13 protein-coding genes are annotated in these 12,930 nt (G+C 42.6%); 2 read left to right on the plus strand and 11 right to left on the minus strand.

Going from position 1 to position 12,930, the window contains the following annotated elements; genetic code table 11:
* The 8 genes from ASG85_RS24845 to ASG85_RS24880 all read right to left on the minus strand — a co-directional run bounded on the left by ASG85_RS24845 (window position 1) and on the right by ASG85_RS24880 (window position 7,887).
* A complete protein-coding gene (locus ASG85_RS24845; protein ID WP_057304798.1) occupies window positions 1–492 on the minus strand; it encodes an Lrp/AsnC family transcriptional regulator in 492 nt (163 codons plus the stop codon).
* A gap of 181 nt (window positions 493–673) precedes the next feature.
* Window positions 674–970 carry a GNAT family N-acetyltransferase gene (locus ASG85_RS24850; protein WP_162257288.1) on the minus strand — a complete coding sequence of 99 codons (297 nt, stop codon included), beginning with the start codon at window positions 968–970 and terminating at the stop codon, window positions 674–676.
* 168 nt (window positions 971–1,138) lie between these two features.
* Complete coding sequence (gene cysK, locus ASG85_RS24855; protein ID WP_060648106.1) at window positions 1,139–2,050, minus strand: cysteine synthase A; 912 nt, start codon at window positions 2,048–2,050, stop codon at window positions 1,139–1,141.
* Window positions 2,051–2,133: 83 nt separating this feature from the next.
* Window positions 2,134–3,447, minus strand: coding sequence for an MFS transporter (locus tag ASG85_RS24860; protein WP_082588214.1), 1,314 nt, complete (start codon window positions 3,445–3,447; stop codon window positions 2,134–2,136).
* A gap of 118 nt (window positions 3,448–3,565) precedes the next feature.
* Window positions 3,566–4,066: a hypothetical protein gene (locus ASG85_RS24865; RefSeq protein ID WP_057304795.1), complete on the minus strand. Its 501-nt coding sequence runs from the start codon at window positions 4,064–4,066 to the stop codon at window positions 3,566–3,568.
* 138 nt (window positions 4,067–4,204) lie between these two features.
* Window positions 4,205–4,624, minus strand: coding sequence for a DUF350 domain-containing protein (locus ASG85_RS24870; protein ID WP_057304794.1), 420 nt, complete (start codon window positions 4,622–4,624; stop codon window positions 4,205–4,207).
* Window positions 4,625–4,703: 79 nt separating this feature from the next.
* Window positions 4,704–5,384, minus strand: a complete 681-nt coding sequence (locus tag ASG85_RS24875; protein WP_057304793.1) for a PspA/IM30 family protein — start codon at window positions 5,382–5,384, stop codon at window positions 4,704–4,706.
* Between the two features lie 142 nt (window positions 5,385–5,526).
* Window positions 5,527–7,887, minus strand: coding sequence for an endonuclease MutS2 (locus tag ASG85_RS24880; protein ID WP_060648037.1), 2,361 nt, complete (start codon window positions 7,885–7,887; stop codon window positions 5,527–5,529).
* A gap of 246 nt (window positions 7,888–8,133) precedes the next feature.
* On the opposite strand from ASG85_RS24880, the gene ASG85_RS24885 reads away from it, so the two are divergent.
* Together ASG85_RS24885 and ASG85_RS24890 are read left to right on the plus strand one after the other, a co-directional pair.
* Complete coding sequence (locus tag ASG85_RS24885) at window positions 8,134–8,502, plus strand: phage holin family protein (RefSeq protein WP_060648038.1); 369 nt, start codon at window positions 8,134–8,136, stop codon at window positions 8,500–8,502.
* A 182-nt stretch (window positions 8,503–8,684) separates the two neighbouring features.
* Window positions 8,685–9,071 (plus strand): cupredoxin domain-containing protein, encoded by a 387-nt coding sequence (locus tag ASG85_RS24890; protein ID WP_057304790.1) that lies wholly within the window; start codon window positions 8,685–8,687, stop codon window positions 9,069–9,071.
* A gap of 167 nt (window positions 9,072–9,238) precedes the next feature.
* Here the strand turns inward: ASG85_RS24890 and ASG85_RS24895 are convergent, their stop codons facing one another.
* The 3 genes from ASG85_RS24895 to ASG85_RS38150 form a co-directional block, all read right to left on the minus strand.
* A complete protein-coding gene (locus tag ASG85_RS24895) occupies window positions 9,239–9,844 on the minus strand; it encodes a transposase (protein ID WP_060648039.1) in 606 nt (201 codons plus the stop codon).
* An 863-nt stretch (window positions 9,845–10,707) separates the two neighbouring features.
* On the minus strand, window positions 10,708–11,262 hold the full coding sequence (locus tag ASG85_RS24900) for a CvpA family protein (protein ID WP_235549311.1): 555 nt from the start codon (window positions 11,260–11,262) through the stop codon (window positions 10,708–10,710).
* 6 nt (window positions 11,263–11,268) lie between these two features.
* Entirely contained in the window at window positions 11,269–12,894 is a 1,626-nt protein-coding gene (locus tag ASG85_RS38150) for a cell division protein ZapA (RefSeq protein WP_060648040.1), read from the minus strand.
* Window positions 12,895–12,930 lie beyond the last annotated feature (36 nt).

The following is a 12,930-nucleotide window of genomic DNA, read 5'->3' on the forward strand; positions in this document are numbered from 1 at the left end:
TTACGGCGAAACGAGCATTCGGTGATCATTTTCCTGATCTTCGAATATAATGCCGTCTTGTTTGTATTTTTTTAATATAAAATTCGTCTTTGTTGAAAGTACACGATCAATCGGCGAAAGCTTGTTGGACACGAAAGAAGCGACTTGTTTGAGGGAACTGCCCTCTATTTCTACAAGTAAATCATAAGCGCCAGACATAAGATAAACCGATTTGACTTCTGGATATAAATAGATCCGTTCCGCGATAGCATCAAACCCGTGCCCGCGTTCCGGCGTAATTTGCACTTCAATTAGGGCGGTAACCTTTTCGTCATCCACTTTACTCCAGTTCACTACTGTCGCATATTTGACGATGACCTTATCCGCTTCCATCTCGCTTATCGCTCGCGCCACTTCGGCCTCCGCCGTTCCTAGCATAGTGGCGATCAAGTCCGCACTCCTGCGGGCATCTTCCTTCAGTAGTTCGAGAATTTTAAGCTTCAAAGCATCCATGGTTAAACCTACCTTTCTGAAATCTGATTCGTTCATCCTTTAATCTTACAATGAATTGCTGTCCTAATTCAATTACTGAGCTTGTTTTAGAGCGGAATATTTTTGTATAACCGAAATTTCCACCCACCTAATAGGAAAAAGGCCACCCGGATCTCCGAATAGCCTCATCTTACCTGTATCATCAGGATTGGCCGTGAACCAAACTAAACTTCGATTCGGCTTGCAGCAATTTGTTCATCATGGTTTCAATTTCACGATGCTCATACGCAGGACGCACATGGACATGACATTCTTCCGTCATACAACCGATTCCGACAAGTTTATTCTCATCATAAACCGAAATAACATGCTCCGATTGGAAATCGTTCCAATTCACAATTGCTTGAGCTCCAAATGTTATGCATTCTTCTGTATATGTCTGTATAAATTCCTGGAATTGACCTTCTTCAGGAAGCGCATTAATATAGGCTAATTTCACTGTATTTCCACCTTTCATCCCAAACCATCTTATACTCATAATTATACTCAATTATGTATTTTTATTCAACATTCTTTCATTAATTTTTAATAAGAAATAATGAAGAACGGCCCATCCGAATCATTTGGATCCGGTGGGCCGCTCATATTGGTTAACTTTTTCATGAATTTAATCAAAAATGTCCATACTCAAATATCTTTCGCCCGTATCCGGAGCAATGCAGAGCACTCTCTTGCCCGCTCCTAGCTTACGGGCTATCTGCATACCTGTCCACACCGAGGCTCCGGCAGAGGGTCCTACTAGAATGCCTTCCTTGCTGGCCAGATCTTTCATGGTTCGGATTGCATCATCGTCAGTCACCTGCACGATCTGATCGTATATGCTGGTATTCAGAATAGCGGGTACGAACCCTGGACTTGTTCCAACAAGTTTATGCGGACCAGGGTTTCCCCCAGAAAGAACCGGTGAACCCTTCGGCTCTACCACGTAGATCTGGATATCCGGCAGCTTTTCCCGAAGCACCTCGCCTGTTCCAGTAATCGTTCCGCCCGTGCCTGATGTTGCTACGAATGCATCCAGACGCCCTTCCATTTGCTCCAGAATTTCGGGAGCCGTTGTCGTCCGATGAATGCTTGGATTCGCCGGATTCTCGAACTGTTGTGGGATATAACTGCCAGGTATCTGATCGCGCAGCTCCTTCGCTTTCTCAATCGCTCCCGGCATCCGCAGCGCGGCGGGAGTAAGTACAACCTCTGCGCCATAAGCCTTGAGCAGATTAGTGCGTTCTTTGGTCATGTTGTCCGGCATGATCAGAATGGCCTTGTAGCCTCTGGCTGCCGCATTCATGGCAAGTCCAATGCCAGTATTACCGCTCGTCGGCTCGATAATCGTAGCGCCAGAACGAAGCAGCCCATCTTTCTCCGCCTGCTCGATTAAATTGAACGCAGCTCGGTCTTTTACACTGCCGCTTGGATTGAAATATTCAAGCTTCACGTAGAGCTCCGCATCATTCGGACCTACCAACCGGTTAATCCGCACGGCCGGTGTATCACCTATCAGGTCTGTGATACTATTCACCATTTTTTTATGTGTCAAGGGTTACCCCCACCTCTTCCCAATAAAACAATCTATACCCACATTTTTATAGAGAAGCGTGAAAGATGTCAAGTTCTAATTACAGTTAACTGCTTCTTCATGAAGTACCAGCTGAACAGCGATGAACTGCCAATGATTAGCAACAGTACGTTTATTACAAGCGGGGCCGTGCTCCACGAAATGACACAAATGAATAGGAGCACACCGCACACACGCCCCACATTAAGTGAAAGCTCACGAAGAACAACATATTCCTCCCGCTGCTTAGCGCTCACTTCATTTGAACCAATTAGATCGAATACAGCCGACACCATAGGCACCGAGTACATCGGAAAAAAGAGCGAAGCTCCTATGCCGAAAATAAGTAAAGTGCCATACCCCATTTTCCAAAAAAAAGGAATAATAACGGCTACAATCATAGCAGCGCCAATCAACATACTGATCTTTCGAAAACGTGGCTTAATAAATCGTCCCGCCGCCCAGAAACTCACTAATGATACCGCAGAAGTAATTAGCACAAAACTCCCTAAGCTCGCTTCACTTGATGTGGATATGTAGACGAGAAGTCCGATCATGAAACCAAAGACACCCTCTCGAACTCCTTGAAATACCAAAGCTAAGCACACGCGCTTCCAAGGTGTCTCAGCTTGCCTTAGACAACGGAAGGGAAACAACCATTCGTAGGTACCTTGCACTTTCCGTTTTTTCAAAAAGAAACTGATAATCACGCCTAACAAATAGATACCTAACGAGATGGAAAAAATTAACCGATACCCAGCACCATCTCCCAGACTCACAATTAGTAAACCTGAGATCCATGGTGCGATTATTCCTGCGCCAGAACCCAATAGCCCTACCCAACCATTGAACCGATCTCGATTATCAGGGTCCGTCACTTCAAAATAAACAACATTAAAAGCAACCCAGAATAAGCCAGCTGAAATCCCCTGTACCATCCCTAACCAGACAAAATAGTGAAAACTGCTTGCTCCAAGCCACAATACCAGCATATAAAAGCCCGCCGAAAATGCTACCCCGAGCCGTAAGCAGTTCATTTTATTGTGTTCCTTCACCCATTTCCCTGCCAACCAAAAAGTAAGCGCCATTGTTAAATGCGTTGTTAATGTAAACCAACCGATTAAAGCGTAGTCATTTTTGGCCTTCCACAAATACACACCAACGAAAGTACCCGACAAAGCATTTGCACTGCCAAATAACGAGTGAACAATCAGTAAAAGAATCGCCTGTGCATCTAGCCGACCTTTCTTCTGCGAACCCTTAACTTCGACGGCTCCACTTCCACGGTCTTCAAAATAATTAGCTTTAGTGCCATCCTTTGCCCTGCCTTGTTGAACAAACGGCTTACTCTGATTCTTTTGCATACTCCTCCTCACCTTTCCCCACTGATCGAAATAGCTCTTGTTAAGCTTCCCCAATCGAGTGAAAATATGAGGCTAGGCATATAAAAAAACCGAATCCATAAAGGACTCGGTTCCACCGCTACTCCGATTTAATACGTTCAACCATGAGCAGTCGATCTGTATCAGATAAGATTTTCTCCACCTTAAAGCAAGACGGACATACAAAGACATTCGAAGTAAAGGGACCTGTTAGGAAAGCACTTCCTAACGTTTTGGGAATAACAGGAGTGAAAGAGGAACCGCTTGTGACCTCAGTACCTGCAAACAACAACAGTTCATGACAGCTTGAGCACTCTGGCGCCTCTTCTTGTTCGTCAGTAATATGTTGAACTTTTTCTCCGTATTTATCGAGAGGTTCATCCGAATCATCCCAAGCTAATGACAAATCTTCATCCGAATCGGCATATTCTTGTTCATCAAAGCGGAGCGGTTGACCTGTTTGTTTCACCTTTAAATCGATGCTCCTATAATCATTCAGTTCATTAAAACAGTGTGGACATTCGTCCTCAGGTCCAATTTCCGGATCCCAAACGATCTCTGTTTGGCACCATGGACATACTATTTCTTCATTGCTGCTCATTGCGTAATCCTCCAACCTAATGCATTCATGCATATTTCAATAAATAATAAACCCCTGCTGCCATAAATACAAATGCAATGGCAAACAAAGTGCCCCACAGGTATTTCATTGTTCATGCCTCCAAGATTATGTATGATTCTAAGTTACACAAGCTCCGACCACATAGGAAAGGGAGACAGATAGCGTCAAAGACAAGAAACCTACAGCGCGGTTATCTTTTTTGATTTCTTCATCAATTTTGAAATAAGGCGTCAAGAATTCAAAAATGAAGTAGGCAGCCAACAAAAGCAAGAATCCGTACCCTGCCCAGATGAGGGAATGAATCATCGTGTCATTGTTTAGGATAGCGAATCGGAACAGATTACAAATCCCAAAAATCTTCCCACCTGTAGCCATTGCTACAGATAAGTTGCCTTTTTTGATCTCAGCCCAGTCATCATATTTGGTGACCATTTCAAAAATCGTTAGAAATACAACAAGCGCGATTACAGCAACTGCAAAAAAGGCAAGCGTCGATAAATACGGGTTACTTAGCAATACATCCACCTCTTCGTTCATATCGTCTCCTGCCTTCCTTCGCGAAAGATAGAAGAGACTGAGTTTGACTCAGTCTCTCGCAGGTACTATTAGTATAGCATTAGGATTGTTTTTTTTCAGCAAGCTTTGCTCTCATAGCTGCTAATTCGTCATCAATTCCGCTGCTGCTTCCGCCCAGTTTGTCAAGCTCATCATCTAAGCTGCGGTTTTTAGCACGGATTTCACCGCTTGCTTGCGCTTCAGCTTCCATTTGAAGCACCTTCTCGCTCATACGGTCAAAACCTTTAGCTGCATTGTCCGTACCAAAACCAGACATCGCTTGATTGATTTGCTTTTGAGCTTTTGCTGTTTCAGCACGAGCAATCAACAAATCCTTCTTGTTTTTCATTTTGTTGAACTCGTCTTTCATTTCCGTCAATTGGCTGCGAAGTTGATCAGCATTCGTTTTCGCAAGATCATATTGGCGTTTCAATTCATCGTAACGGCCTTGGTGCTCTTTCTTGTCTTCCAGTGCGCGGCGAGCCAGGTCTTCATTGCCTGATTCAAGAGCTTTCATAGCTTGCTCAGTACGCTTAGTGACCATCTCTTCGGATTCTTCAAACTGAAGCTTGAATTTCTTCTCAATTGCGATCTGCTTAGCTACTGCAGCCTCAGCCTCCATGATATCTTCTTCCATGTCACGCAGAAACTGATTTAACATCTTAATAGGATCTTCTGCTTTGTCCAGCAAGTCATTTACCGAAGCCATTGTCATATCGCGAAGTCTTTTAAAAATTCCCATTTTTGAATTCCTCCTAAGGTTTAAAAACATGTATTTTAAAATTTGGGTATTACGAATGCTTATTTTTTAATCAACGGTGCTTACACATATTACATACGCAGTCCCAAAGAATGAGTTTCAAAAAGATGAAAAAAATTAAAAGTTATTTCAATTCGACGATTGTAACTCCTGCTCCGCCTTCGTTGTAATTCCCCATTCGGTAACTCTTCACATGCTTATGACGGCGCAAGTATTCCTGCATGCCAGTGCGCAGCACACCTGTTCCTTTACCATGAATTAAGTAGACTTGACCCAGGTTGCCCAAGAAAGATTCATCCAGGAATCGATCAGCCTCTATCAGGGCGTCCTCCATGTTGAGACCGCGCATATCCAGTTCCATCCGGATGTTGTCATCTCGTGTTCTTTTGACGGTTGTAGCTACCTGATGAGCTGGCTTTTTCTGAGCCGTACTGCTGATCTTCTCGAGATTTGACAACTCGACCTTCATTTTCATAATTCCCAACTGCACCGTTGCTTCTGTGGCGCTAACAATCTCTACGACGTGACCCTTCTGACCCAGGGTCACGACACGTACTTCGTCACCGGCCTCGATTCTTTCTGGCCGCTTCTTCGCCGCGCGAACCTGCTTCTCGCGCAGTTCCGGCGCCGCCTGATCGAGGCGTCGCTTCGCTTCTACCAACCGGTGATCCTTGACTCCACCGGCTTCCTCCTGCGCCATGCGCCGCAGCTCGGCGATGATTTCATCCGCCTCGCGGCGCGCCTTGGCGACAGCCTCACGCGCGTCGCGCTCGGCCTTCTCGAGCAGCTTATCGCGCTGCTCATCGAACTTGGCCTGCTGAGCCTCTAACGTTAGGCGCATCTCTTCCGCCTCTCGTCGCATCCTCTCAGCGCTTTGGCGCTCAGCTTCCGCAATCAGGCGGTTCTCCTCAAGCGACGCGATCATTGATTCGACGCGCTTATCTTCCTCGCCCACCTGCGTACGTGCATGCTCAATAATGCGCTTAGATAAGCCCAGACGCTCTGCAATCGCAAACGCATTACTTCGACCAGGAACACCAACAAGTAAGCGGTAAGTCGGACTTAGTGTTTGGATATCAAATTCCATACTTGCGTTAATGGTGCCTTGCTTTTGATAGGCATAAGCCTTTAACTCCGAATAGTGCGTCGTTGCAATGATTCGGCAACCGATTTGATGAATATAATCCAAAATGGAAATCGCTAAAGCCGAACCCTCAGCAGGATCTGTACCCGCTCCAAGTTCATCAAGCAAAACCAAACTCTTTGGTGTCATATCTCTTAAAATGCTTATGATATTCGTCATATGACTCGAAAAAGTACTCAAATTCTGCTCGATGCTCTGCTCATCACCAATATCCGCATAAATCGCATCGAACACACATAACTGACTGCCTTCCTCAGCAGGTACGAAAAGCCCTGACATCGCCATTAAACTAAGGAGTCCCACTGTTTTGAGAGAGACAGTTTTACCTCCGGTATTAGGCCCAGTTACAATGATTTGTGAGAAATCATTGCCCAACTCCAAATCAAGCGGCACAACGGAATCTGCCGCGATAAGGGGATGCCGTCCTCGCTTTATTTTAATGAAGCCTCGATCATTTAATCTAGGCATTGTAGCTTTCAGTTCCCTAGCTAGACCAGCTTTAGCAAAAATAAAATCAAGCTCAGCCAACTGTTCCACATCCAGCACAAGCATCTCCACTTGTTCAGCAACGAGCTCAGTCAGTGCGCGTAAAATTTTCTCAATTTCAACTTCTTCCTTAAACTTTAATTCACGAATTTTGTTATTTAATTGAACAATAGCATCTGGCTCAATATATAGTGTCGCACCCGAAGCTGACTGATCATGAATCATCCCGCCAAAGCTGGATCGATATTCCGATTTAACCGGGATCACAAAACGCTCATTCCGAATAGTGATCAATACGTCCTGTAACATTTTCTGAACAGATGAATTGCGAAGCATTTGCTCTAACCTCTCGCGGACCCTTGCTTCACCTGTTCGCAGTTCACTTCGCACACGTCCCAGTTCAGGGCTTGCACCATCAACAACAACAGCGTTCTCATCAATACAACTATTAATTTTATCTTCTAATGGTTTATTTTCTGTGAGTAATTCAACCTGCCCTTTGAGCATAGGAATCGCGTATTCTTCATGAACCGCAAGAACAAATCGCTTCAACCTGCGAGTACCGAACATCGTCGTCGAAATATCGAGCAGCTCCATAGGATTTAACATCCCACCAATTCTAACCCTGTGCAAAGAAGATCTAATATCACGAATCCCACCAAAAGGGGCATTCCCCTTCAATCGCTCTACATTAACAGCCTCATCAGTTGCTTGAAGCCGAAGCTTGACGAGTTCAAAATCACCCTTAGGTTCAAGCTTTTCCACGACATCCTTACCAAGCGAAGTAGACGCATGATGAGCTAGTTTATGTAAAATCTTCTGATAATCTAATGTTTTAATTATTTTCTTATTCAACTATCCCAACCTCATTTCTCTACCCTATATTATAAACCAAAACAAGCCTGATTAGCTACGGAGACAATCGTTATATGGAAGATGCTGCCTACCATAATATTCACCCCATTTGGATACACTAAACTGTGCACCTATCCACCTGCCAAAAGGAATTTGTTAGACTTAGACACACCAAGCATTGTTTGCAAAAAATCACTTCTTGTGACGAGAACTTATTCTCATCACAAAAAGAAGGAGGTTCACGAGATGCATCTTCTCGGACATCTGGTAAGGTTTATTGTTTCTGCTTTGGTTTTAATGTTTGTCAGCTGGTTAGTTCCAGGGTTTAAAGTCGGCGGTTTCTGGAGCGCATTTTTTCTAGCTTTGGTTATTGCTGTTGCTGCTTGGATCATTGAAGGGATCTTCGGCAAACAAATCACTCCCTTTGGCAGGGGAATCGTAGGCTTTCTGGTGAGCGCTCTTGTCATTTGGGCCGCCCAGTTTGTAGTGAGTAATGTATCTACGAGCCTAATAGGTGCCATTTTAGCTGCTTTAGTTATTGGAATCATCGACCTATTCATCCCTGTGAAAACTCCCTTTGAACAAGGGATCACAGGAAGAGAAGATCGTCGATAAAAACCTATCAGTTTCGATAACTGATATCCATGCTAAAGCCAAAAAAAGATCGGTCTGCCGCGTATTCACTCGCCGGACCGATCTTTTCTTTTAACTATTTCTTTCACGAGTTTGTCACTGTTTTTTTTGAAGAGGTCGTGTACAATGATGAGGGAAACCAATACAATTTCGGAGGGGTATACATGAAAAAATTACTTGTTCTTTTTATGGGAATAGTCTTAGTCATTGCGATAGCCGCATGCGGAAACAAAGATACGAAATCAGCACAATCCTCTACATCTCCCGCCGCTACTACACAAGCTGCTGGCCAGCAAGTTTTATTGAAAGCCACTAACTTCAAATTTGACCAATCCGAATATCGGGTCAAAAAAGGTGAGCCCGTTACAATTACGCTTGAAAATTCTCAAGGCGTTCATGGTGCATCCATTAAAGAATTCAAAATAAACCTCGATAACAGCAACAAAACAGTTACCTTTACGCCAGATAAAGCGGGTTCTTTCCCAATTAACTGTTCCGTCATGTGTGGCAGCGGTCACGCTAATATGAAAACAACTTTGATTGTTGAATAATTTAAGTCAATCATCTATTCATAAGACCTTATCGCGGCAATAATGCGGTAAGGCTTTTTTGTATTTACATAATGATTTAAGATTTCCTCTGATTTCACTTCAAACTTTCACCGCGTGCTCGTTGAAGCAGTTCATTCATACTTTTTATAAGTGATAATAACGTTACGTCAAAGAACTTGACAATACCTTAAATAGACAGGAAACAAATAAACGGATAAGAAAGCATCCATCCACTTTCTAAACAAAACATCCTCAACATACTTTATGTTCTTGGAATTTGTGAACATATACGTACAAAAGTTGGTGTTGATCTTTCGAGAGTTAAAATTTGCATGCTTTCTTTTATTTTGGTTGGACTCTCCTTTTTGTTTGCGAATTCTATCCGCACCTGAACCCATGCGTGAGTATTGCTTATATAAAGCTAGTTGCAGCTTCTCCAGCATCAACTTAGCAGTTCGATAATTTACTCCAAGCAAGCTCGCAAACGCTGCAATTGAATAAGTTTCGCCATCTTGGATCAATGCTCGTATAGCTTTGAACCAAAGCATCAAGGAAAGCTTAGATTTATGCATAACCGTTCCAGCCGTTAATGAAATTTGCGTACGGCATTCTTTACACTCTAATAAATTGCGAGTCTTAATAATATAAAATAAATGATAACCACAACTCGGGCAACAAAACCCACCCGCCCACCGTCTTTTCGTCAAAAATCTTACACAATCTTCCTCCGTCTTGAAAGTGTCATCCAACGATTCAAATAAATATGTATCCATGAAGTGACCCCTCTCAATTATAATACCGTCCCGAACAATTTCCTATATTTGTATTATACAGAACATTTGTTTGCTTGTAAAGTAGTTTATGCTTCTGATATTAATATCAATGAATATTCATTTTCTGTAGTATCTACAATGTATAAAATCAACTATCGACTCATCAATATCAATAATTTGAAGTTATCTCTTTGGAACTTTTGTAAGCAGTAGTACCGCTCTCATCTCCGTCAGGGACAAAAATGCTTTAAGGCTTCGGCAATGTTTTTGATGATTGTAGATACTACAGAAAACGTAAATTTAGAAGTTATCTGTTCGAATAGCCTCTTTTCTGGAGTAATGCTTGCGATGCTCGTTAGAGATAGTGGTTGCGGTTGTTAATTTGGTCGTGGTTGTGGTGTCGCAGTCATTGTTGGTGTGGTTGTGGTGTTATTGTCGGGTTGTCGTTGTGGTTTGTGGTTGTGCTTGTGGTTGTGGTTGTGGTTGTGATTGTAGTGGTTGTGGTGGTGTCGCAGGTGTGTTTTTGTTGTCGTTGCCGTTGTGATTGTGATTGCGATTGCGATTGCGATTGCGATTGCGATTGTGGTGGTTGTGGTGGTGACGCTGCCATTTTCGGTGTGTTTTTGGTGTTATTGCCGGGTTGTCATTGTCGTTGTCGTTGTCGTTTATCGTTGTCCTGGTAGTGATGACGTTGTCCTTTATGGTTGTCGTTGTAGTGATGTTATTTTGTGGCTTTGTAGATACTACAGAACCTTATATGTTTAGTGGATGTATGTCGAGGAGTGCTGGTACTTGTAGTGGCATTGAGCTACGTGGTGAACTGATAAAAGCTGCCCTTTCTATGTTAGAAATGTAGACAGCTTTTATAGGGGGATTCCTTGTTTCCAGAGTTCTTGAAGTTTTCCTGCTATATTGGGCAATTCGTTAATTAAATATGGAGCTATGGTTGAGCTTGAGAGCAGCTTTTGAAGTCCATCTGAGGGCATGATGGTGATAACATTGACGGCTATAATGATGATCAAAAGTGCTTCTGCTAAGCCCAACAATGCGCCGCTCCAACGGTTGATGAAGTTCAGGCCTGGGGTTTTTGCTAGAATATTAAGCGCTCTGCCTACGATGACTAGTGCGAATTTTACGCCAAAAAACAATATAGCAAAGGCTAAAGCGTTCAAGATATAGGTTTCCAGATTAAGGCCTTTTACGATAAATTCATATTTTTGATAACTTTGATAGGTTGGCAGTGAAACTGCGTTTCTAAGCAGAGGGGCAAAATCCTTGTAAAAATAAAATGCAACGAGGTAGGCGAGAACAAAACCTGAGAGCGAAACAATCTGAGCAATAAACCCTCTAAAGTAACCTAGCAGCAGACCTAAAGCTACTATCGACAACATGACATAGTCTAATGTATTCAGTGTCACTGTGGATTACCTGCCAGGGCTGTCTGTTTCTACAAGTTCGATCCACTCATTGTATTCATTCTGCAGTTTAGCATATTCCTCGCGTAGTTCTTTATACTCTTCTTTGATGTTTTGAAGTTCTTTTTGCTGAGCTTCATCATTCAAGCTTTGGTGCATTAATTCTTCTTTTTCTCTACGGGCCTGGGCTAAAATCCGTTCTTTTTCTTCTTCAAAATGTTGAGAAAGGGCTCTTCGTTCTAGTTGCTGCTGCTCTAATAAGGCATCAATTTGAGCTTGATATTGTGTAATAATGATTGACTTTTGGTCTTCAAGTTGTTGAATAATGTTTGTTTGCCGTTCTTGGAACTCCCCAACTAGGTTGCCTTTATCTTGCTCAAAACGCAGAATCTTGGCTTCTGCCTCGTCCTGATAAAGTGCGGTGAGTGTTTCTATTTCCTCTTGGTGCGCGGCTGTGAGAGTTTCTATTTCTTCTTGATGCTGATTTGTAATTACATTTATTTTTTCTTGAAGTTGGTTTGAAACTGTATTTATTTTCTCTTGAAGTTGGTTCGTAATGGTATCTATTCTCGCTTGTTGTTGGTTTTTGATGGTTTCAAGTTCTGTTTGATGTTGGTTTGTAATTGTTTCAAGTTCTGTTTGATGTTGACTTGTAATTGTTTCAAGTTCTGTTTGATGTTGGTTTGTGATGTTTTCTAGTTCCTCTTGATGTTGATTAACGAGTATTTCCTTTTCCGCTAGATGCTGATTCGAAAGCTTAATGATCTCTTCTTGATGTTGCATGTTGATGATTTCTTTATCCTGCAAATGTTGCTGCATTAGTGTTACTTTGTCTTGTTGATACTGTTGATTTAACATTTCTTTGTCTTGCAAGTGGATTTCTGAGAGAGACTGTTTTTCGACTCTGTGTTGTTCGTTGAGCTTTTGAAGCTGATGTGCCTTTTGTTGTTTCTCTTGTTCGAATTGTTGCTTTGTTTGTTGGTGTTGTTGTTTTTCTTGGTCTAGCTGTTGTCTTACTTGTATTTGTTGACGTTTTTCCTGCTCTAGTTGTTGTTTGACTTGTTCTAGTTGTTGCTTGACTTGCTCTTGCTGCTGTTTAGCTTGTTCTTGCTGTTGTTTAGCTTTCTGCTCTTGTTGTTGTTTAACTTGCTCTTCCTGTTGTTTATCTTGCTCTTGCTGTTGCTTAGCTTGTTGTAGTTGTTGCCTCAATTGCTCTTGTTCTTGTTTTGCTTTCTGCACTTCTTGTTTCATTTGCTCTTGCGCTTGGTTACTTTGTACTAGCTTAGCATTTTGTTCAGTAATGGATGTCTGTTGTTGCTCGTATTCTTGTTTCAATTCATTAAAGTTAACGATTAATTTGTCATAGGCAGCTTTGGTCGCTTCTTGGTTCTTTTGGGTTTTGGTCAGTTCTTCCATGATTTCGTTCATACGGAAGCACTCATCTGCCATGTTTACGGCAGCCAGAACGGCGATTTTCTGTGAATCTAGCCGCGGGTAGCCCTTTGCAATACGAAACATCTGGTCGTTCACGTATTCAGCAACTCGCTTCATGTAATTGGTGCTGGTGCTTGCTTTTAATTTGTACTGGTGACCATATATATCAACGGTAATCCTCGTTTTATCTTCAGCGTTCACTTTTTTATATCCTCCCTTAGATGAAAGGCTGGCCCT

This window comes from Paenibacillus sp. Soil724D2 (assembly GCF_001427935.1).
GTDB lineage: Bacteria > Bacillota > Bacilli > Paenibacillales > NBRC-103111 > Paenibacillus_E.